Source organism: Synechococcus sp. HK01-R (assembly GCF_014217855.1).
Taxonomy (GTDB): domain Bacteria; phylum Cyanobacteriota; class Cyanobacteriia; order PCC-6307; family Cyanobiaceae; genus Synechococcus_C.
Genome location: NZ_CP059059.1, coordinates 2,016,762 through 2,037,432 on the forward strand (window position 1 = coordinate 2,016,762; position 20,671 = coordinate 2,037,432).

At 61.8% G+C, this 20,671-nt stretch carries 26 protein-coding genes; 17 read left to right on the forward strand and 9 right to left on the reverse strand.

What is annotated here, in order from left to right:
- Window positions 1–5: 5 nt before the first annotated feature.
- From H0O21_RS10710 to fba, 11 genes are all read left to right on the forward strand, one after another.
- Window positions 6–515: a YqeG family HAD IIIA-type phosphatase gene (locus tag H0O21_RS10710; protein ID WP_185189662.1), complete on the forward strand. Its 510-nt coding sequence runs from the start codon at window positions 6–8 to the stop codon at window positions 513–515.
- Entirely contained in the window at window positions 512–1,645 is a 1,134-nt protein-coding gene (proB, locus tag H0O21_RS10715; RefSeq protein ID WP_131455370.1) for a glutamate 5-kinase, read from the forward strand. The genes H0O21_RS10710 and proB overlap by 4 nt, the downstream gene beginning before the upstream one ends.
- A gap of 3 nt (window positions 1,646–1,648) precedes the next feature.
- A complete protein-coding gene (gene lpxD, locus H0O21_RS10720) occupies window positions 1,649–2,719 on the forward strand; it encodes a UDP-3-O-(3-hydroxymyristoyl)glucosamine N-acyltransferase (RefSeq protein WP_185189663.1) in 1,071 nt (356 codons plus the stop codon).
- A 33-nt stretch (window positions 2,720–2,752) separates the two neighbouring features.
- Window positions 2,753–3,832, forward strand: a complete 1,080-nt coding sequence (leuB, locus tag H0O21_RS10725) for a 3-isopropylmalate dehydrogenase (protein WP_185189664.1) — start codon at window positions 2,753–2,755, stop codon at window positions 3,830–3,832.
- Between the two features lie 95 nt (window positions 3,833–3,927).
- Window positions 3,928–4,830 (forward strand): phosphoribulokinase, encoded by a 903-nt coding sequence (locus tag H0O21_RS10730; RefSeq protein WP_131455373.1) that lies wholly within the window; start codon window positions 3,928–3,930, stop codon window positions 4,828–4,830.
- Between the two features lie 78 nt (window positions 4,831–4,908).
- Window positions 4,909–5,172: a hypothetical protein gene (locus H0O21_RS10735; protein ID WP_255441003.1), complete on the forward strand. Its 264-nt coding sequence runs from the start codon at window positions 4,909–4,911 to the stop codon at window positions 5,170–5,172.
- The gene (locus tag H0O21_RS10740; protein WP_185189665.1) at window positions 5,172–5,987 is read left to right on the forward strand and encodes an A24 family peptidase; all 816 of its coding nucleotides are present in this window, start codon (window positions 5,172–5,174) and stop codon (window positions 5,985–5,987) included. The genes H0O21_RS10735 and H0O21_RS10740 overlap by 1 nt, the downstream gene beginning before the upstream one ends.
- 34 nt (window positions 5,988–6,021) lie before the next feature.
- The gene (gene accD, locus H0O21_RS10745) at window positions 6,022–6,900 is read left to right on the forward strand and encodes an acetyl-CoA carboxylase, carboxyltransferase subunit beta (RefSeq protein ID WP_131455376.1); all 879 of its coding nucleotides are present in this window, start codon (window positions 6,022–6,024) and stop codon (window positions 6,898–6,900) included.
- Window positions 6,900–7,286: a hypothetical protein gene (locus tag H0O21_RS10750; RefSeq protein WP_255441004.1), complete on the forward strand. Its 387-nt coding sequence runs from the start codon at window positions 6,900–6,902 to the stop codon at window positions 7,284–7,286. The genes accD and H0O21_RS10750 overlap by 1 nt, the downstream gene beginning before the upstream one ends.
- A gap of 9 nt (window positions 7,287–7,295) precedes the next feature.
- Window positions 7,296–8,417, forward strand: coding sequence for a Gfo/Idh/MocA family protein (locus H0O21_RS10755; RefSeq protein ID WP_185189666.1), 1,122 nt, complete (start codon window positions 7,296–7,298; stop codon window positions 8,415–8,417).
- A gap of 48 nt (window positions 8,418–8,465) precedes the next feature.
- On the forward strand, window positions 8,466–9,539 hold the full coding sequence (gene fba / locus H0O21_RS10760) for a class II fructose-bisphosphate aldolase (RefSeq protein ID WP_131455378.1): 1,074 nt from the start codon (window positions 8,466–8,468) through the stop codon (window positions 9,537–9,539).
- 90 nt (window positions 9,540–9,629) lie between these two features.
- Here the strand turns inward: fba and H0O21_RS10765 are convergent, their stop codons facing one another.
- The 4 genes from H0O21_RS10765 to purS all read right to left on the reverse strand — a co-directional run bounded on the left by H0O21_RS10765 (window position 9,630) and on the right by purS (window position 12,726).
- The gene (locus H0O21_RS10765; RefSeq protein ID WP_185189667.1) at window positions 9,630–10,754 is read right to left on the reverse strand and encodes a CARDB domain-containing protein; all 1,125 of its coding nucleotides are present in this window, start codon (window positions 10,752–10,754) and stop codon (window positions 9,630–9,632) included.
- Window positions 10,755–10,820: 66 nt separating this feature from the next.
- Window positions 10,821–11,801 (reverse strand): LD-carboxypeptidase, encoded by a 981-nt coding sequence (locus tag H0O21_RS10770; protein ID WP_185189668.1) that lies wholly within the window; start codon window positions 11,799–11,801, stop codon window positions 10,821–10,823.
- A 20-nt stretch (window positions 11,802–11,821) separates the two neighbouring features.
- Window positions 11,822–12,475 carry a phosphoribosylformylglycinamidine synthase subunit PurQ gene (gene purQ / locus H0O21_RS10775; protein ID WP_185189669.1) on the reverse strand — a complete coding sequence of 218 codons (654 nt, stop codon included), beginning with the start codon at window positions 12,473–12,475 and terminating at the stop codon, window positions 11,822–11,824.
- Entirely contained in the window at window positions 12,472–12,726 is a 255-nt protein-coding gene (purS, locus tag H0O21_RS10780; protein ID WP_131455382.1) for a phosphoribosylformylglycinamidine synthase subunit PurS, read from the reverse strand. The genes purQ and purS overlap by 4 nt, the downstream gene beginning before the upstream one ends.
- A gap of 92 nt (window positions 12,727–12,818) precedes the next feature.
- On the opposite strand from purS, the gene H0O21_RS10785 reads away from it, so the two are divergent.
- From H0O21_RS10785 to H0O21_RS10795, 3 genes are all read left to right on the forward strand, one after another.
- Window positions 12,819–13,202 (forward strand): hypothetical protein, encoded by a 384-nt coding sequence (locus tag H0O21_RS10785; protein WP_255441005.1) that lies wholly within the window; start codon window positions 12,819–12,821, stop codon window positions 13,200–13,202.
- 110 nt (window positions 13,203–13,312) lie between these two features.
- A complete protein-coding gene (locus H0O21_RS10790) occupies window positions 13,313–13,774 on the forward strand; it encodes an isoprenylcysteine carboxylmethyltransferase family protein (protein WP_370523043.1) in 462 nt (153 codons plus the stop codon).
- An 86-nt stretch (window positions 13,775–13,860) separates the two neighbouring features.
- Window positions 13,861–14,517, forward strand: a complete 657-nt coding sequence (locus H0O21_RS10795) for a L,D-transpeptidase (RefSeq protein WP_370523045.1) — start codon at window positions 13,861–13,863, stop codon at window positions 14,515–14,517.
- Window positions 14,518–14,544: 27 nt separating this feature from the next.
- Here the strand turns inward: H0O21_RS10795 and cobW are convergent, their stop codons facing one another.
- Both cobW and H0O21_RS10805 read right to left on the reverse strand, forming a co-directional pair.
- Window positions 14,545–15,651: a cobalamin biosynthesis protein CobW gene (cobW, locus tag H0O21_RS10800; protein ID WP_185191005.1), complete on the reverse strand. Its 1,107-nt coding sequence runs from the start codon at window positions 15,649–15,651 to the stop codon at window positions 14,545–14,547.
- Window positions 15,648–16,178: a pentapeptide repeat-containing protein gene (locus tag H0O21_RS10805; RefSeq protein ID WP_131455385.1), complete on the reverse strand. Its 531-nt coding sequence runs from the start codon at window positions 16,176–16,178 to the stop codon at window positions 15,648–15,650. The genes cobW and H0O21_RS10805 overlap by 4 nt, the downstream gene beginning before the upstream one ends.
- Before the next feature lie 89 nt (window positions 16,179–16,267).
- Between H0O21_RS10805 and H0O21_RS10810 the strand changes: the two genes are divergently transcribed.
- From H0O21_RS10810 to ilvD, 3 genes are read left to right on the forward strand one after another with little or no spacing between them, the layout of a single operon-like run.
- Window positions 16,268–16,888, forward strand: coding sequence for a uracil phosphoribosyltransferase (locus H0O21_RS10810; protein ID WP_185189671.1), 621 nt, complete (start codon window positions 16,268–16,270; stop codon window positions 16,886–16,888).
- Window positions 16,889–16,911: 23 nt separating this feature from the next.
- Complete coding sequence (locus tag H0O21_RS10815) at window positions 16,912–17,202, forward strand: hypothetical protein (RefSeq protein ID WP_131455387.1); 291 nt, start codon at window positions 16,912–16,914, stop codon at window positions 17,200–17,202.
- Window positions 17,203–17,255: 53 nt separating this feature from the next.
- Window positions 17,256–18,932 carry a dihydroxy-acid dehydratase gene (gene ilvD / locus H0O21_RS10820; protein ID WP_131455388.1) on the forward strand — a complete coding sequence of 559 codons (1,677 nt, stop codon included), beginning with the start codon at window positions 17,256–17,258 and terminating at the stop codon, window positions 18,930–18,932.
- On the opposite strand, the gene H0O21_RS10825 is transcribed toward ilvD, so the two are convergent.
- The 3 genes from H0O21_RS10825 to pgl are packed head-to-tail and all read right to left on the reverse strand — an operon-like array spanning window position 18,917 to window position 20,664.
- Entirely contained in the window at window positions 18,917–19,312 is a 396-nt protein-coding gene (locus H0O21_RS10825) for a hypothetical protein (RefSeq protein WP_185189672.1), read from the reverse strand. The genes ilvD and H0O21_RS10825 overlap by 16 nt on opposite strands.
- Complete coding sequence (locus H0O21_RS10830; RefSeq protein WP_131455592.1) at window positions 19,312–19,887, reverse strand: CIA30 family protein; 576 nt, start codon at window positions 19,885–19,887, stop codon at window positions 19,312–19,314. Before H0O21_RS10830 ends, H0O21_RS10825 begins: the two co-directional genes overlap by 1 nt.
- A 60-nt stretch (window positions 19,888–19,947) precedes the next feature.
- A complete protein-coding gene (gene pgl, locus H0O21_RS10835; protein WP_185189673.1) occupies window positions 19,948–20,664 on the reverse strand; it encodes a 6-phosphogluconolactonase in 717 nt (238 codons plus the stop codon).
- Window positions 20,665–20,671: the final 7 nt, after the last annotated feature.

Here is a 20,671-nt window from a genome sequence, read left to right on the forward strand (position 1 = left end):
TGCCGATGAGCCATCACTGGCTTCAACCCGACTGGGACCCTGGCCTGACACTGGCCCAGCTCCCCCTGCAACCGCTCCTATCGCAGGGCATTACCGCCATGCTTATGGATGTGGATCGCACACTCCTGCCTGGCCACGAGGTCGTGCTTCCTCCCGCGGTCATCAGCTGGGTCGACCAGGCGCGGCAGCATCTCACCCTGCATTTGTTCAGCAACAATCCCTCCCGCCAACGGATCGGTGCGGTGGCCGCCCAGTTGGAGCTTGGCTTCACCAGCGGTGCCGCCAAACCCAGACGGGCCGCCCTTCGCCGGGTGCTGCAGGATCTGCAAGTGAGCCCGGAACAGCTTGCCATCGTGGGTGACCGCCTGTTCACCGATGTTCTGGCCGGCAATCGTCTTGGCCTGTTCACCGTGCTGGTACGACCGCTCCGAGCCGACGGAACCCCCTGCCGCCACGACAGGGTGCAACGGGTTGAACGGCAGCTCGCCCGCTGGATGGGGGCTGGGCGTCCATGACCCTGCGGGTGGTGAAGGTGGGCACCAGCCTGCTCAGAGGTCAGGAACAGGTTTCAACGGAGACGATGATCGGACGCCTCGCCGACGCCCTGGCGGAAAGCTTGGAGAAAGGCGATCGCGCCGTTCTGGTGAGCAGTGGTGCAGTCGGGCTCGGCTGCCGCCGTCTTGGCCTCAATTCGCGACCGGAGAGCGTGGTGGCTCTTCAAGCAGCGGCAGCCGTGGGCCAGGGCCATCTGATGGGGCTCTACGAAGCCGCCATGGCTCGCCACAGCAAAACCGTGGCCCAGGTGCTGCTGACCCGCTCAGATCTCGCGGATCGGCGCAGCTATCGCAATGCCTCGGCAACGCTCCATCAATTACTCGATTGGGGCGTGCTGCCGATCGTGAACGAAAACGACACCGTCTCGTCAGCGGAACTGCGCTTCGGCGACAACGACACACTGTCTGCACTTGTGGCTGCGGCTGTGGAAGCCGATGAGCTGATCCTGCTGACGGACGTGAACCACCTCTACTCAGCCGATCCGCGGATTGACGCCAGTGCCCATCCGATCACGGATGTGCATCACCCTTCCGAACTGGCTCAACTCGAAGAAGGTGCCGGTGACGGCGGCCGTTGGGGCACCGGTGGCATGACCACGAAATTGGCAGCGGCCAGAATCGCGACGGCCAGCGGAATCACAGTGCACCTGGCGGATGGGAGGGAAGCCAGCGTGCTGCAGGACGTGCTGCAGGGAGGCCGAGGCGGAACCGTGTTCCACCCCCATCCGGAGCCCCTCGGACAGCGCAAACGTTGGCTGGCCCATGCTCTTCAACCTCAGGGTTCACTCCACCTCGATCACGGCGCCTGTGAGGCGCTTCTGCATCGGGGTGCCTCCTTACTGCTGGTGGGAATCGCAGCGATTGACGGGCGCTTCGACAGCGGAGATGCCGTCCGCCTGCTTGGCCCGGACGGGACCGAGTTGGGTCGAGGTCTGAGCTCCCTAAGCAGTGAGGCCCTCCAGAAAGCCTTGGAGGTCGGAAGCAACGACCCGGTTGAGAGCGACAACCGGCTCGATGGTGGCTCGCCCCTGGTTGTTCACCGTGACGCCCTCGTGCTCAGCACGCCTACGATCCGGCCGGCGGAGCTCTAACGGATGCATTTCAGTCAGTTGGTTGCTGCGCTGCAGCAAGGCGAAGCCGGCCTGCTTCGCCACGGCCTCGGGAGCGATCCCCGGCTCAGTTCAGCGGCGTCGCTGGAGAAAGCCAAGGCAGACCAGATGAGCTTCCTCGAAAAGGGCAATGCGCTCGAGCAAGCCCTCGAAGCAAGCCAGGCTGGCGCCCTGCTGCTTCCCGATCAAGACGAGTTAGTGCAACGAGCCGAGGCAAGGGGCACCGCCTGGGCGGTGTTCAAAGATCCCCGACTGGCCTTTGCAGAGGCCCTGGAACTTTTGCATCCACGACCACGGCCCCTCGCGGGAGTGCATCCCACAGCGGTGATCGGTGAACGGGTCAGCCTTGGTGCTGGCGTCTCCATCGGGGCAAGGGTCTGCATCAGTGACGGAAGCAGGATCGGAAACCACAGCGTCATCCACCCGGGGGTGGTGATCTACGACGACGTGGAAGTGGGAGACCATTGCGAACTCCACGCCAACGCAGTGCTGCATCCAGGCTCAAGGCTTGGGGCCCGATGCGTGGTGCACTCCAATGCTGTGGTGGGTTCGGAGGGTTTCGGTTTCGTTCCGACTGCCAACGGTTGGCGCAAGATGCCGCAGACCGGTCAGGTGGTGCTCGAGGACGGCGTTGAAGTGGGGTGTGGCAGCACGATCGATCGCCCCTCGGTGGGGGAGACCCGCATTGGTGCTGGCACCAAAATCGACAACCTGGTGCAGATCGGCCACGGCGTCGAAACGGGCCGGGGCTGTGCCCTCGCCTCCCAGGTCGGCATCGCTGGCGGAGCCCGGCTTGGGAATGGGGTCATCCTTGCCGGCCAGGTCGGTGTGGCCAACAGGGCTGTCATCGGTGACCGTGCCATTGCCAGCTCCAAGAGCGGCATCCATGGCGAGGTGGCTGCCGGTGAGGTGGTGAGCGGCTATCCGGCGATTCCCAATCGCCTTTGGCTTCGGTGCTCCGCCGCCTTCGGCAAGCTGCCGGAGATGGCCAAACAACTCAGAGAGCTGAGGAAAGAACTGGATGCTCTGATCAAGTCGGAGCGTTCGCCTCAGTAACCTCGCTGGCTTCGGCCCTCATCCCTGAAGCCCATGCGCCAGCATCGCGTCGTTCTGCTGCCGGGTGACGGCATCGGACCCGAAATCACTGCTGTGGCCCGCACGCTGCTTGACGCCGTGGCCTCTCGTCACGACTTCACCATCAGCTTTGAGGAGCAGCCAATCGGCGGTGCAGCGATCGATGCCACCGGGGAGCCACTCCCGGAAAGCACGCTCACCGCGTGCCGAGGGGCAGATGCCGTGCTTCTGGCTGCAATCGGTAGCCCCCGCTTTGACAGCCTGCCGCGTCAACAACGACCGGAAAGCGGTCTGCTCGCGCTGCGGTCCGGCATGGAACTGTTTGCCAACCTGCGTCCGGTCAAAATCGTTCCGGCTTTGATCGATGCCAGCACTCTGCGGCCGGAGGTGATCGAAGGGGTCGACCTGATGGTGGTGCGAGAACTCACCGGAGGCATTTACTTCGGCCAGCCGAAGGGGCGAGTCAGCGCTGATGGGGAGGAGCGCGGTTTCAACACCATGACCTACTCGAGCGGCGAGGTGGACAGAATCGCCAAGGTGGCCTTTGAGCTCGCTGTTCAGCGCCGTGGTCAGCTTTGTTCTGTGGACAAGGCCAATGTGCTGGACGTGAGCCAGCTCTGGCGCGATCGCGTGGAGGCGATGGCATCGAGCTACCCAGCAGTGGAGGTGAGCCACATGTATGTGGACAACGCTGCGATGCAACTGGTGCGGGCCCCACGTCAATTTGATGTGGTGCTCACCGGCAATCTCTTCGGCGACATTTTGAGTGACGAAGCCGCCATGCTCACCGGTTCCATCGGCATGCTGCCCTCCGCATCCCTTGGCAGTGAAGGCCCTGGACTGTTCGAACCTGTGCATGGCTCCGCGCCGGATATCGCAGGTCAGGACAAAGCCAACCCAACGGCGATGGTGCTATCGGCGGCCATGATGCTGCGCATCGGCCTCGGGGAGGAGTCGGCCGCCAGTGCCCTGGAACAAGCCGTGGATGGCGTCTTGGCAGGGGGCTACCGGACCGGAGATCTGATGGCAGAGGGCTGCACCATGCTTGGCTGTCGAGCCATGGGCGAGCAATTGCTCAACCATCTCTCCACCTGAGGAGAACCATGGGGGCCATTGCCGGTCCCGGCACTGCGTCGACCGGGATCGGCACTTGACCTGCCAAACTCTTCGGGCCTGCTCTGCCTGCGTCGATGTCGAAGCGTCACCCCGTTGTCGCCGTTACGGGTTCCTCCGGTGCCGGAACCAGCACCGTGAAAAGGGCCTTCGAACACATCTTTGCCAGGGAGAACATCACCCCTGCCGTTGTGGAGGGTGACAGCTACCACCGCTTCGAGCGGATGGCGATGAAGGAGGCCATGGCAGAAGCACTGGCCAAGGGTGAGAACTTCTCCCACTTCGGTCCAGAGGCCAACCTCTTCGACAAGCTTGAGGAACTCTTCCGCGTTTACGGCGAAAGCGGTGGCGGCCAGAAGCGCTACTACCTGCACAGCCCTGAAGAGGCCGCTGAGCACAACGCCCGTTTAGGCACCGATCTTGGCCCCGGCCAGTTCACCCCCTGGGAAAACATCCCCAGCGGCACTGACCTGCTCTTCTACGAGGGTCTGCATGGTGGTGTGCAGGGCGATGGCTACGACGTGGCTGCCCTTGCCGACCTGCTGGTGGGCGTGGTGCCCATCACCAACCTCGAATGGATTCAGAAAATCCACCGTGACAACGCCGAGCGTGGCTATTCCGCCGAAGCGATCGTCGATACGATCCTGCGCCGGATGCCCGACTACATTAATCACATCTGTCCCCAGTTCAGCCGCACCGACATCAACTTCCAGCGGGTGCCGACCGTTGACACCTCCAACCCTTTCATCTGCCGCAATATCCCAACGCCGGATGAGAGCTTTGTGATCATTCACTTCCGTAAAGGAGCACGTGAAAAGTGGGGAATTGACTTCGCTTACCTGCTGAGCATGATCCACGATTCATTCATGTCCAGCCCTACCAGCATCGTTGTCAATGGCGGCAAGATGGGTTTTGCCATGGAGCTGATCCTCACCCCGATCATTCATCGCATGATTGAGGAGAAGCAGAAGCTCTCCTGATCTTTTTCCAACGGAAGATCTATCGTGGGCTCATCTGAGTAATCAGGTGGGCCCATTTCCGTTTCATCCCCATCGTTCGTGATCCATGGAGCCGGCAATGGTGCCGGTGTCTCACCGCGTTGGGATCGGGTCAACAGTCAGGAGCTCATCGCCCGGGCTCGTCGGATCTATTTCCGCTATCTCAGCGAGGCGACGCGTACGCAGGAACCCAGCGGCGTTGTGGTCTGTCAGAAGAGCGGCGAGGGTCGGGTGGTTTTTGAGATGCCCACACTGCTGCCAGAGGAAGAATTCCTCTCCACAGCGCTGCTTCGCAACCGGTCCCGTCGCTCCATGGCTCGCTGATGGCTGCTGTCGTGGTGGTGCCCCTGGCCCTACTGGGGGCCTGCATCGGCAGTTTTCTCAACGTGGTGGCATGGAGGCTCCCACGACACGAATCAGTGGTCCACCCGGGGAGCCATTGCCCGAGTTGTGGTCATTCCGTGCGTTGGCATGACAACCTGCCGGTGCTGGGGTGGCTTTGGCTCGCGGGTCGTTGCCGCGACTGTGGCTGGACAATTCCGACCCGTTATCCGCTGGTTGAAGCCCTGAGCAGTGGCCTCTGGGTCAGCGCCGCGTGGGCACGAGGCTTGCCCGTCGATCAATCCCGATTGGGAGCCGAAGCCGCGGCAGGGCTTTCCCTTGTGGCCGGAGTGGTGCTGGTGAGCCTCCTGCTGGTTCTGCTGCTGATCGATTGCGACCACCTCTGGTTGCCCGAACCCCTCTGCCGTGCCGGAGTCTTGCTGGGGCTGATTGTGATGCTGAGCGCTCCATCTCAGCTGCTGCCCCATCTGCTGGCCGCCGCCGCTGCCCTGCTGGGGATGGAAGCCCTCAGCGCCCTTGGAGAGAAAATCCTTGGCCAGCCAGCTCTCGGACTTGGCGATGCGAAACTCGCGGCCATGGGAGGTGCCTGGCTGGGACCAGCCGGGATCGCAGCTGCCATGGCCCTTGCCGTTTGCAGCGGAGCGATCATTGGTTTGATGGGCCGACTCAGCGGAAGACTGGGGCCACGACAGCCCTTCCCCTTCGGTCCGTTCATCGCCCTGGGCATCTGGTTGGTGTGGCTCACAGGCCCGATCTGGTGGTGGCAGAACTGGATCAGGCTGATTGGAGTGGCCTGATGGGCTTTAAATAGTCATCAGAAGGAAGAATTGCGTGTCGCTGTTCGACTGGTTTGCCGATCGCCGAAAAGGTCAGCCCGTGGTCAAGCTGACCCAGGAGCCTGAGGAGGGAGATGGTCTCTGGAGCAAGTGCCCGGAATGTTCCCAGGTGGTCTACCGCAAGGATCTACTCGCCAATGCGAGTGTCTGCAGCAACTGCGGGCATCACAACCGAATTGACAGTGCTGAGCGGATTGCAGTCATCGCTGATCCAGGCAGTTTCGTGCCCCTGGATGGGGACCTGGAGCCAACCGACCCGCTCGGCTTCAAAGATCGCCGTGCCTATGCCGACCGTCTACGAGAGATGCAGGCAAAAACCGGATTGCGGGATGCCGTGATCACCGGCCTGTGTCGTGTGGAGAATCATCCGCTAGCCCTGGCGGTGATGGATTTCCGCTTTATGGGGGGCTCCATGGGCTCCGTGGTCGGCGAAAAAATCACCCGACTGGTGGAGAGAGCCACGGAACAGCGACTACCTCTCCTGATTGTGTGTGCCTCCGGCGGCGCGCGCATGCAGGAAGGCATGCTCAGCCTGATGCAGATGGCGAAAATCTCCGGGGCTCTGGAGCGTCACCGTGAGCAGGGTCTCCTCTACATGCCGCTGCTCACGCACCCCACAACGGGTGGAGTCACAGCCAGCTTCGCCATGCTCGGCGACCTCATCCTTGCGGAACCGAAAGCGCTGATCGGTTTCGCCGGTCGCCGGGTGATCGAACAAACCCTGCGCGAAAAGCTCCCTGACAATTTCCAGACGGCTGAATATCTGCAGGAGCACGGATTCGTCGACACGATCGTTCCGCGCACCCAGCTGAAGAGCACGCTCGTGCGGCTGCTTCGACTCCACGGAAGCCATCCCGTCGAAGCGGTCGGGTAATGGGCCGTCGACTTGTCCGCGGACTGCTTCTCGGCATCCTGATCCTGCTGACAGGGCTGGCGCAGCCCTATGCGGCCATGGCCGGCCCCGTGGACTGGCGAGAGGTCCCTCCAACCGCCGAAGGCCGGCAATGGTGGGATGCCGGAAGCGTGCGCCGCACCCGCGAAGGAACCCTGTCTGTGCTCAGTCGATTTACGCCGGAAACCGACCCTGAAGCCCGCCCCCTGGGGAGCCTCTACGTGATGCAGATTGATTGCGATCAGAAGCTCTATCGAGACCAGCAGGTCAATGGACTTCCCCGCTGGGGGGCTCAGTGGGAAGCTGCCGGGCAGGATGCATTGATCAGCAGCGTGATCGATGCGGTTTGCAGCGCTGACCTCGCCTGAACAGTCCCCATGCAAAGCAGATCCAACCGTCCCATCGGTGTCGCCATCGCCGGTCTTGGTTTCGGTGAAATCGTCCACCTGAAAGCCCTTGAGGCCGTTCAGGAACTCAAGCCCGTTGCCCTCTGGCATCCTCGAGCGGATCGGCTCAACCAAGCGACTGCAACCACTGGACTGAAGGGTTATCAAGACTGGGATGGCCTGCTGGCCGATCCCGCCGTTGAGGCGATCGTGATTGCCACCCCGCCGGAACCGAGGGTTGATCTTGCCCGACGCGCCCTCGAGGCGGGCAAGCATCTTTTGCTGGAAAAACCGGTTGGGCTCTGCGCTGAGCAGGTGGCAGATCTGCAGCGACTCGCTATGGCCCAACGCCTGAGTGTGGCCGTCGATTTCGAATACAGAGCCGTCCCTTTGTTCATGCAGGCAGCTCGTCTGCTGGCCCAGGGCACGATCGGAACCCCCTGGCTGGTGAAGCTCGACTGGCTGATGAGCAGCAGGGCGAATCCAGAGCGGCCGTGGAGTTGGTATTCCAGCCGCCGCCAGGGGGGTGGGGTGATCGGAGCCCTCGGCACCCATGCCTTCGACATGCTGGCCTGGATGGTCGGGCCGATCGAAAACCTGCATGCTCTCCATCACACCGCCATTCGCGAACGCCCCAACACCGATGGCCAGATGACCCCTGTCGATGCAGAGGATGTGGCTCTCATCCAGGCCCAGCTGCAGCGGCACGATGGCTCAGGCCTTGTTCCAGCCCAGGTGAGCTTGGCCTCCGTGGCACGGAATGGCCGTGGTTGTTGGCTGGAAATCCATGGCTCACAAGGAAGCTTGAAGCTGGGCAGCGATAACCAGAAGGACTATGTGCATGGTTTCGGTCTCTGGATTGCGCAGGGCCATGAGGAACCCCGGAGTGTCCAGGCCGATGCCGACCTGCTCTTCCCTACTACCTGGAGCGATGGACGCATCGCTCCTGTGGCGCGATTGCAGCAATGGTGGGCCCAAAGCATTCTCAGCGGACAGCCGATGGTGCCTGGACTGACCGAAGGCCTCCTAAGTCAGCTGGCCTGCGACCGCTGCCAGGAATCCCATGAAGGATGGAGCTTGCCAACACGGAATCCTGAGGGGCAGATCCGGTAGATTCGCCCCCATTCGTCACTACGACGTTTCACCACCGAGGACTTCACCATGGCGCTCGTTCCGCTTCGGCTTCTTCTTGATCACGCCGCCGAAAACGGCTACGGCATCCCTGCCTTCAACGTGAACAATTTGGAGCAGGTCCAGTCGATCATGGAAGCGGCCCACGAGACCGATTCCCCGGTGATCCTGCAGGCCTCCCGCGGCGCTCGCACCTATGCCGGTGAGAACTTCCTGCGCCACCTGATCCTGGCCGCCGTTGAAACCTATCCGGACATTCCGGTGGTGATGCACCAGGACCACGGCAACAGCCCTGCCACCTGCTACGGAGCAGCCGCCAACGGCTTCACCTCCGTGATGATGGATGGTTCCCTGGAAGCCGATGCCAAGACTCCTGCCAGCTACGACTACAACGTGGCTGTGACCAAGGAAGTGGTGGACGTGGCCCACGCCATCGGCGTGAGCGTTGAAGGTGAGCTGGGTTGCCTCGGTTCCCTGGAAACCGGCAAGGGTGAAGCCGAGGACGGCCATGGTTTCGAGGGTGAACTCTCCAAGGATCAGCTCCTCACCGATCCCGCAGAAGCCGCTGACTTTGTGGCCAAGACGAAGGTTGATGCCCTGGCGATTGCCATCGGCACTAGCCACGGCGCCTACAAGTTCACCCGCAAGCCCACCGGTGAAGTGCTGGCCATCAGCCGCATTGCTGAAATCCACAAAGCCATCCCCAACACCCACCTGGTGATGCATGGCTCCTCCTCCGTTCCCCAGGAATGGCTGGAGATGATTAACAAGTACGGCGGTCAGATCCCTGAGACCTACGGCGTTCCCGTCGAGGAGATCCAGGAAGGTATCCGCAATGGTGTGCGCAAGGTCAACATCGACACCGATAACCGCCTTGCCTTCACCGCCGCTGTTCGCGAAGCAGCTGCCGCGGATCCCGCCAACTTCGACCCCCGTCACTTCAACAAGCCGGCTCGCAAGTACATGAAGCAGGTCTGCCTTGACCGCTATCAGCAGTTCTGGGCTGCCGGTAACGCCAGCAAGATCAAGCAGCGCGACATCAACTACTACGCCGGCCTGTATGCCAAGGGCGAACTGGACCCCAAGACTGCAGTTGCAGCCTGATCATCACGATCGAAAGATCAATGAAGGGGGGGGCGAAAGGCCCCCCTTTTTTTGTGGCGTGGTTGACGTTCCTTGTTGAACCTGGCTTGCTTAGGGAATCGTGACCGTCAGATCCATCCGATTGTTCTGGCGTCGGCTCTGGGGTTCGATGACCAGCTCCTGGGGGTCGGCGACCACCGCGATCGAGTGCTGCCCGGGGGGGAGCGGCCAGGGCAGGCTGTAGCTCTCGCTGGCTCCGGCATCCATCCAGGGAATCTGGAGATAGCGGTGATCACTGAAGCGGTCGTTGACGACCACAGCCACCCCCACATCGCTCACATCAAGGGCACCCGCATTGGTGACGCTGAAGTGGATCTGGCCCTCTGCATAACTGAGTTGGTTGATGGCGAGATCACTGCAGAGCGATTCAATCGTCTGCAGCGGGTAAAGCACCAGCTGTTCGATGCTCCCGAGGCGGGTGTTGGGGTGATCGTGTAGAACATGCCCCCCATAGGCCAGATCGGTGCTGCAGCCGTGCAGATGCAGATGATCGCCGGCTTTGGGCACGGTGACGCGCCCCCGTTCCGGCTCACGATCGAAGAACCCACAGCAATCCCATTGCATCGACTTGCCGAGATAACGGATGGGACCGTCGGGTTGCTCAGGTGGGAGCGGCGCCAGACGGTAGTGCTGGAGCATGTCGTAGAGGCTCATTTCAGCTTGGCTGCCGTCGTCTGATTCACTCGAGAACCCTTGGTTGCGTCGTTGTTGCCCCATGCAGAGTTTCGAAGCGACGGTGATCACCAGCTCGTCCCAGTGGGCCAGCAGTCGGATGCCGTAAATGGGTGCCTCTTCCAGGGCCCCGCGCTGGCGTTCCTGTTCGATCGCGGTGCTGATCACCTCTTGGATCGGCCGATGCTTCATCTGTTGAAGCGGACCCAGCTCCACAGGGCGACGCAGGGCCGTCACATCTCCCGTGAAGCAGACGTAAGGGAAATGTCCGCTGCCGTCGCCCGGTTGCAGCCGGATGAGGCTCCCGTTGTGAGCGAGGCAGCGCCAGATGTCCGAGTTCCCGGAGGCGTTGCGAAGAAAGGTGAGTTCTCCGTTCTCCAGGCTGGAGGTGGTCCCCAGACCCAGCACGTCGCCCTGAAGGGGAATCCGTTCCAGGGGAAGATGCTCCCGAACATCGCCCTGGATCAGATCAGACACCGTGTTCGCGATGGTGAGGTCGGCCACGACTTAGAGCTGCTGTCACCATCGCTAGCGGCAAAGCCCGCGAAGCACCAGCGTTGCCTTCGCAGATCAGGGAATCAGGCTGAGACGGCCGCGCTGGCCATCCAGCTGTGCCTGAGCTCCCAGAGGCAAGGCTTGGTTGGGGCGACCATGGCCCAGCGGCAGATTCAGCACCAAGGGAATGCCCAGATCGCCCAGGCGTTCCTCAAGGATCTCCTCAATCGTGAAATCACCGGGAAGGATGTCGTTTTCAGCCCAGCTGAAGCGACCGCAGGCCACCCCTGCCAAGTGCTGCAGTAGGCCTGCGCTGCGCCACTGGGTCAGCATTCGGTCCACTCGGTAGGGCGCTTCGCCGACGTCTTCCAGCACCAAGATGGCCCCCTTCAGGGAAGGAAGCCAGGGAGTGCCAATCAGGTGGGTCGCCACTGTGAGATTGGTCACCACAAGCGGACCCTGCGCCAAACCGGAACGAACGGCCCGCCCAGACAAGGGAGCCACAGGACGACCACTGAGCAGTGAAACAGTGCGCTGCCACTGGTCATCAGGGCCACCGGAGGAGCCATGGATCGCCCCCAACGATCCCGACGCCCACTGCGCGAGCAACAGAGAGCTGGTATCGGAAAAACCAAGGGTCCAGAGGGACCGACGGGGAAAACGGAAACCAGCCTCAAGCACCCGGGCAGCCCCCCAGCCCCCCCCCACCACAATCAGCCCATCGAGGGTCGGGTCTGCCCAGGCCTCTTCCAATTCACCGACGCGCTGACCATCAGTCCCGGAGAACCACTGCCACTGTCGCCAGATCGTGTCGGGAATCTCCAAGATCCAGCCCTCCGCAGCACAACGTTGGCGAAGCTGCGTGAAATCCGTATCAGGGGAAATCCAGGTGCCTGGATTCACCGCCCGCAACCGAGAGCCGCGCCGCAAAGGGGGTGGGAGAGACAGGGCTGTGCCTTGAGCCCTGGGGGACGCCGCCTGGGAGACGCCAGGCAGCAGAGCCCCCAGCAAACTGAGGAGACCGCTGGTTAGAACACGGCGACGCCCAATCCCCATCACGATTCAGGCGAAGCCCATCACCCGATCAAGGCCTTCAGCAACGCGCGCCCGTCAACACCGCCAGTGACGGGATCGCAGGCCCGCTCGGGATGGGGCATCAGACCCAAAACATTGCCCTTGGCATTGGTGATACCAGCAATATTGTCCACAGACCCGTTGGGATTGGCGACGTAGCGCAGAGCGATCGCATCGTCATCCTGGAGCTGCTTCAAGGTCTCGTCGCTGCATTGATAGCGACCCTCTCCATGGGCGATCGGGAGCGTGATCTGACCACCAGCCACCTGATCAGACAACCAAGGAGTGCGGGAACTGGCCACCTGAAGAGCGGCGTCCTCGCAGATGAAGTGCAAGTTCCGATTACGAGTCAACGCACCAGGCAACAAACCGAGTTCGGTGAGGACCTGAAAGCCATTGCAAATGCCCAACACACGACCGCCGCCGGCTGCAAAATCCACCAGGGACTGCAGCACCGGAGCAAAGCGAGCAATCGCCCCGCATCGCAGGTAGTCGCCGTAGCTGAATCCACCTGGAAGCACCACAGCGTCCAGTCCGCTCAAGTCCCGTTCCTCATGCCAGAGGAAGCGTGTGGGCAAGCCTAAGCATCCCTCCGTCGCCCAGCGCACGTCCCGGTCGCAATTGGAACCGGGAAAAATCACCACACCAATGCTCATGACTCCTGCAGCTCCAGGCTCCAGTTCTCGATCACAGGGTTGGCCAGGAGGCGATCACTGAGGAGCTCCAGACGTCGACGCGCTTCCGCTTCATCAGGAGCCTCAAGCTCAAGCTCCACCGCCTTCCCAATCCTGAGACGGGTCACACCGTCGACCCCGAGACGAGCCGCGGCGGCTCGCGTGGCCTCTCCGGCCGGATCGAGGACCGAAGGTCGCAGATTCACCAAAACGCGGGCTTGATAACGCGGCACGAGCTCCGGGCGGGGATTGTTAAATCTTGACAGGCCGAGGCACCCATCCCGGAAGGCTCTGGGCACGTTGAAGAAAGGGTCGATGCCATGGTGTGCCACAGCTGCTCTCAGCCAAACGGCCCGTTGCATTGGGCCGACAGGGATTCCTGGTCGCTGGGCTGATGGCCCTGGTCACGGTCGCTGGCATTCCCAGGGGGGCCAGGGCCGCCAACCCTGCACCGCTGCGGATCGACTTGGAATGCAACCGCAATGGCGGAGGCTGGCAGACCTGTCAGATGCGGGTGGTCCGGATCGGCGAAGAATGGTGGCTAGACCTTCCCGATCGCCAGCTGCATTTTCGACATGACGGCAGCGGTCGGATGCGCCTGAGGGATTCCAGCAAGGCAGGCTGGCAGCCCGTCGAAGCCCGTTGGGTGGCAGAGCGAACCCTTTGTTGGGATGGGATCTGTGCCCGTGGGAATCTGCCCCTCGATTGATCGGAGAGCCAGCCATGGCCCAAAAGGAGCGAAACTTGAAAGGGGCTTGGAAGGGCTGGAACCTCAGCTGGGAAAGCCTGTTGAAGAACAGCCAGGGGGAATGGTGGCTCATGGCACAGCTCCTGCTGATCCTGGCCCTGCTGCTGCTTCCAAGCTGGCCTCACCAGGCTGCATGGGAGAGCAGCACGGGGGCGTGGTCTCGGGCCGTCTTGGGAGGCGGAATGCTGATGAGCGGACTGGTGATGGCGCTTCAGTCGTTGCTGAGCCTTGGAGCCAGCCTGTCGCCACTACCGGAACCGAAGCAAGGGGCAACTCTGATCACAACAGGGGCCTACCAGCGCTGTCGCCATCCGCTCTATCAAGCACTCCTCCTGAGTGCCGCGGGAGTGGTGATCTTGCGATGGAGTCCCCTACACCTGTTCCTGCTTGTGCTGCTGGCGGCTGTTCTGGCGGGGAAGGCGCGACGGGAGGAGCGGAGTCTGATCGCCCTGCATCCTGACTACGGGACCTATCGCAGACATACGGCAGCGATTCTCAACGGACTACCAGGACTCGACTGGCGAGACCCCTAAGACCCAGGGTCGGACAAGGAACTGGCTTTTCCTCTCTGGAGCGTTAAAAACAATCCGTAGTTTCGGCATCCCCTGCTGCCTCGGCGATGCTGCTGCAACGGATCCAAGCTCCGCTGATCCTGCTCATGGGCTGCGCGCTCGTCGCACCGCAAGTCAACGCTGCCGAAATGGACAGCCTTCAGGACAACCAGGTCCTGGGCATGGGACGTCTGAACAAAGAAGATCCAAGCCGACCGGACTGGACAACGAAGTCAACGACTGCTCCCAGCAGCCCAGACCAATGGCTGGCCTTCCTCCAGGAGCGAAAAGAGTCCGTCCTGGTTTTAGAGCGCACCGACCGCTCGATTCGGTCCACCGGTGACCCGATCTGGGACCTGCGTCTGGAAATCCCAGGACAACGTCCACACCACTATCCAGCCGTCAGCGGCCGTGCCAATCGCCAACAGGCGAATCGCGATCAAATGGGCAGTCGGGCTCCGCTACCGCGTGGCCACTACACCCTCGGAGCCGTGGAACCACTAGCCGCCGGGGCCTATCCGGAACTCGGACCCATCTGGATCAGCATCGAACCCAGCTTCAGCACCGGGCGAAGGGTACTGGGAATCCATCAGGATCCGAGCGCTGGCCGAAATTCCCAGAGCGGAACCCTCGGATGCATTGGCCTGATCCATCGCAAGGACATCCTTGAACTCTCCGAGCTGATTCGACGCACGGGTACCCGACAGCTGGTGGTCCGAGACTGATCGAAAGCGCCCGGTGCCCCGTGGCCATCACACCTGAAGCTCAGCACTGAGCAGCTCAGCTGCCTCGGGCTCGAAACCGATCAAGACCAGATCCACCCCGGCACCGGAGGGCGGTCTCCAAGCCTGTGAGGGGGCAGCTTCAAACCAGCTGTCGATCCTTGGGCCGACCATCTGGACCTGAAGGGGGAGGTTCTTACCCGGCAACCAGATCCTTCCCTTGAGGCGAACAACCCGATGGTTGCGAACAAAGGACGGTAACCGCTGTTCTAGATCGTCCCTCGAGACCTGACCCTCGAATCGAACCGTGCCACTGACCACCTCCACGTGGCTGTGATCGTGATGGTCGTGCTCATGCTCATGCTCATGCTCATGCTCATGCTCATGGTCATGACCGTGGGTCTGACTGTGGGCCTGACTATGGGAATCGTGCCCAAGGACATCCGAGCCCTCCAGACGTGCTCCGAGCACGAGGGCCGGGTCAACCTCCCCGCGCTGCATCGCCATCAGAGCCGTACCCGGACGTACCCGCTGGCCGAGTTCGGTTTGGAGCTCGTCAAGTCGGGAGGCCTCAAGGCGATCGGCTCGACTGATCAGCACCTGATCAGCCGCCTGGAGCTGATCGTTGAACAACTCCTCGATCGAACTCAAGTGGTCGAGGCTGGGATCCTCCTCGCGCTGACGTTCCAGAGCCTCGGGATCCCCAACGGGACTACCAGCCGCAAGAGCCTCGCCGTCGACCACCGTGACCACACCGTTCACGACCACGCGGGAACGGACTTCTGGCCAAGCCAGCGCCTGTAGCAGAGGTCTTGGCAAGGCAAGACCACTGGTTTCCACGACGATCCCATCCAGGCTCTCGGCTCGGGCCAGCAAGAGCTCCATCGTCGGCAAGAAATCGTCTTGCACCGTGCAGCACAGACAACCGTTATTGAGCTCGACCAAACGACCTGCCAGCTCATCCTCCGGACAGAAACCGCAGCTGCGAATGAGATCGCCATCGAGGCCGACGGTGCCGAACTCGTTCACCATCACCGCGAGCCGCTGACCACTGTGGGAGAGCAGATGACGCAAAAGAGTGGTCTTTCCCGCACCGAGAAAGCCTGTGATCACTGTGACCGGTAAGCGCGCCATCAGCGGCAACCCAAGCTGTCACGGGTGCTCACACCCGTGCGTTCATTCACACCGCTCGCCCTAGAGCAGAGGGCCTTGAGCTGGGGAAGGTCAATCACAGCATCTGTGAAATCGGCACCTTCAATCCGAGCATCCGTGAAGCGGCTCTGCATGAGCATGGCGTTCGTCAAGACCGCATTGGAGAGATCAGCGGCATCGAAACGGCTTGCAAAAGCGACCACATCGGACAAATCAGCCCCCTGAAGATCGGCCCCCTGAAGCAGGGAGGTGTTGATCACAGCGCCCCTGAGATCACTGTCAGAAAGATTGACTCCCTGCAGATCAGCCTTGAGGAATTCCTTCTCCTTGAGATCCAGGCCATGCATATCAGGCACGATTTCCTGGACGGCCCGCTGACCGCGGAGCTCCGGAGCCGTGATCGCCTGAACAGGACGAACCGGTACGAGCAAGAGCACTCCGAACAGCAAAACAACGAATGACAGCGCAAAGCGCTTCAGGCCCAGGCAACAGGGGCGAGCTGGAGCAGACATCGCAGAGAAGGAATCACCGACGTGGTCGCGAAGGACCTGCCGTAGTTTGAGTGGTCACGTTATGGCAGTCGTCCGCTAAACCACGCGTCATGGCCAAGACATTGCGGGTGGTGGTCCCCCCCCATCCATTGATCGCCCACTGGTTGACGGTGCTCCGTCATGCGGGCACACCGGCGGCCCTCTATGGAACCGGAATGGAGGAGCTGGGGCGATGGCTCACCTATGAAGCGGTCCGCGACTGGCTCCCCCATCGGCGTGAAACCGTGACGACCCCAGTGGCAACAACAGACGGTCACGTGATCGAAGCCGCGGTTCCCCTGTTGGCCGTCCCTGTGCTTCCTGGTGGGCTCTCGCTCTGGCAGGGGGCCAGACAGGTGCTGCCTAATGCAGAGCTGTGCCTTTCCAGTGTTCCAGATCAGATCGAAGGCCAGGCTGGTGTGGTGTTGTTCATCGACCAAATCAGCAGTGGAAGGATCCTGCTCGATCTGCTTGAACAGCTGGCCGAACGAGGCGTCAACGATGGACGCAGGTTGCGGGTGGTCACAGCCGTGGCCGCCAGCCCAGGGTTGAAGAGCATCGGTGAGCGCATGCCCGACCTCACCATTCACACCGCCTGCATCGATGAGGGACTGGAGCCAGACGGGCGCGTGAACCCAGGCATTGGAGAACCAGTGCAACGGCTTCAGATCAGAACGACTGGCAGCACCTAGTCTTTGGACACTGAGAAACAGTCATGGCCCATCAGCGGGAGACCGCCAGCGGCAGCCTGGCCACACTGATCAGCGGAGCAGTCCTCGGGGCAGCCGGACTCGCCTGGTGGCTCTTATCGGAAGCGGATCGTCGCCAGCGGCTTCAGCGGCAACGCTCGATGCTCTACGCACCCCGTCTTCAAGACGGAAGTGAAGACAGCGACCAAGACAGCCTGCAGAGCGCCGATCATCAACTCGAAAGGAAGGTGGAACAGCTCAACACCGCGATTGCAGATGTGCGACGCCAGCTTGAGGATCTCGGGGCCAGGGGCTGACCGGGCACTCGGTAGGTTGGCCAAGAACCATCACCGCCCTCCGGCTGCCATCGATGCTCCGCTCCGACGCCATCACGCAGGGGATTCAGCGTTCACCCAATCGGGCCATGCTCAGGGCCGTTGGCTTCGGGGATTCTGATTTCGGCAAACCGATCATTGGGATCGCCAACGGCTACAGCACGATCACCCCGTGCAATGTCGGTCTGAATGACCTGGCCCGAAGGGCCGAAGAGGCCGCCCGTCTCGCTGGAGGGATGCCGCAGACCTTCGGCACGATCACGGTGAGTGATGGCATTTCGATGGGCACCGAGGGGATGAAATATTCCCTTGTGAGCCGTGAGGTGATCGCGGATGCGATCGAGACCGCCTGCAATGGCCAGAGCATGGACGGCGTGCTCGCCGTCGGAGGCTGCGACAAGAACATGCCTGGCGCAATGCTGGCCATGGCCCGAATGAACATCCCCTCGATTTTTGTATACGGGGGAACGATCAAACCCGGCAAGCTGGGGGGCTGCGACCTGACCGTTGTCAGTGCGTTTGAGGCGGTGGGCCAGATCACCAGCGGCAAGATCGACGAAGAACAACTGACCGCGATTGAAAAGAACGCCTGCCCTGGAGCAGGCAGTTGCGGAGGGATGTTCACCGCCAACACCATGAGCGCGGCAATCGAAACCATGGGGTTGAGCCTTCCTTACAGCTCAACGATGGCGGCTGAAGACGAGGAAAAGGCCGAGAGCGCTGCTCGCTCCGCCGAAGTGCTTGTGGAGGCGATCAAGGCGAACATCCGCCCCCTCGATCTGATGACCCGGGAGGCCTTCGAGAACGCCATCAGCGTGATCATGGCGGTGGGCGGCTCCACCAACTCGGTCCTCCACCTGCTGGCGATTGCACGCACCGCCGGGGTGGAACTCAGCATTGATGACTTCGAGCGCATCCGTGAACGCGTTCCAGTGATCTGCGACCTCAAGCCCAGTGGCCGTTTTGTCACCGTGGACCTACACCAGGCCGGCGGTATCCCCCAGGTGATGAAACTGCTGCTCGATGCAGGATTGCTGCACGGCGACTGTCGGACCATCGAGGGAACGACGCTGAAGGAGCTGCTCGCCGATGTGCCTTCGGTACCTCCAGCGGATCAAGAGGTGATACGCCCTCTCTCCAACCCCCTCTACGCCAAAGGGCATCTGGCAATCCTCAAGGGCAACCTTGCCGAAGAGGGTGCGGTCGCCAAGATCAGCGGCGTGAAGAACCCTGTGATCACCGGACCAGCACGCGTTTTCGAAAGCGAGGAGACCTGCTTAGAAGCAATTCTCGACAAGCGGATTCAAGCCGGGGACGTGGTGGTGGTGCGCAACGAGGGCCCCGTAGGAGGACCTGGTATGCGCGAAATGCTCAGCCCCACCTCGGCAATCGTGGGCCAGGGTCTCCTCGACAAAGTGGCCCTGATCACCGATGGACGCTTCTCGGGTGGCTCCTATGGGCTTGTGATTGGCCATGTGGCCCCGGAAGCCGCTGTGGGCGGCACGATCGGGCTGATCGAAGAAGGAGACAGCATCACGGTGGATGCCAACAAGCTGCTCATCCAACTCAACGTAGACGACACGGAATTGGCACGTCGACGTAACGCCTGGGTGCCGCCTACTCCGAAATATCGGACGGGGATTCTGGGCAAATACGCGCGACTGGTCAGCTCCAGCAGTTTGGGAGCCGTCACTGATCAGCCGCCCTCCTGAGCCAGAGATCCCACCAGCAGAGCACGCAAGCGCCTCGCTAGTGCTTCGATCGGGGCACCGTCGGAGGGAGGAGTACAGCGCTGACCACTGCTCCCGTCCATCCACACTGGATGCTGTCCCTGCCAGAGCAGCGGTCGATCGGGTTGCTCCCACCAACCCAGCATCAGGTTGAGATCGGCACCACTGCGATAGATCTCCAGCTCAAGATCGTGGAGCTGCTGACGGGCCCCATCGGGATCCCTCGCTTCGAGGCGAAGCCGCAGGTCATCGAGGTGGATGGTCTGCGGCTCGGCGTCATCAGCACCCACTGGCACAACACCGTGGCGCAGGGGTTTACGGCAGACATCTGCGGCAGCTGCAATCAAAGCCAGCAAATCCATCAGCGGTAGGCCTCGATCGAGCGAACGAGCAGTTGAATCGAACCAGCCCGATACCCAGAGTTCTCACTCCCGTCGTCAGCGAACCGTGAGTGGAGAAGCTGAAGACGGGTCAAAGCAGAAGCCTGAAACTTCACAGGCAAGGTCACGGGCTGCGCTCGAACCACCGGCTTGAGGATGCTGAAAGGGATTTCAAGCGTGGTGGTGCCTTCGGCAAGGGTTGGCAACGGAGCCACCCATCGCAAACCTCCGGGAATCAGTTCCGTCAACCCCATCACTCCATCGGCACAGGCAACAGCGAGCTTCAGGGTTCGCCCGCCGCCATCCACACGCAGGCGCAATCCGCGATAGCGACTGAGATCAAGCGGCGGACGATAGACAGGAGACCGACAACTGACAAAACCTCCGCCTTCACTCACCACCTCTCCTTCGAGAACAAGCCCCTCTGAAGTGAGGCGACAGCCGGCACGACTGGAGCCGCCCATGATCGTGTCATTCAAACTGGCCCATTCCGAGAAGCTTGATCCGGCAGCGATGACGCGCACGTCAGCGGCAGGCTCGGGTGGGGTGAGGGTCACAGTGAGGCTGGATGGAATCCTCAATCCTGAATGATTCAGAGCCGGAGCTGCGCAAGGGGATCAGTGATCCCCACAGGCACCCTGATCCGCGACCACGATGATCTCCGAACCAGGTTGCACCAACTTCGCGGGGGTGCGCTCAGCAGATTCACTGGGGTCGAGAAGGCGAGATAGAGCTTGCTGCTTGCCTTCACCACTCACCAGAAACAGCACCTGCCTGGCAGCACTCAGCACCGGTGCCGTGAGGGTGATTCGGTCCAACCCCTTTCCCCGGCCAATCGTGGTCCAGCGATCGCGAACGGAAGGAGCCTCGGTACCGGGAAACAACGAGGCGGTATGACCGTCATCACCAAGGCCAAGAGACATCAGGTCAAACACGGGCGGCTCACCAGCGCAGATGCCTGAAACCAGCTGAGCAAAGGCATCGGCACTGGCCTCCGGAGATGGCAATGCAACCGTGGGCACAGGATGAAAACAGGCGCGCGATCCCGGCTGCCCCTCCTTGAGCAGGGTGCTGCGCAGCATGCGGGCATTGCTTGAGGCATCATCGGCAGCCACCCAGCGCTCATCACCAAGAAACACATCCACCCGATCCCAAGGGAGATGTTCTCGGCCTAGGAGCTCATAGGCGGCGGCCGGAGTCGAGCCCCCGGAGAGGGCAATCTGAGCCCGATCCCGCTGATCCAGGGCCAGATCAATGGCGGTGGCGATGTGCTCAGCAGCGCGACGGGCCAGATCCTGGGGATCCTTGGCCCGTTCGATGCGATAGGCGTTCATGAGCGCA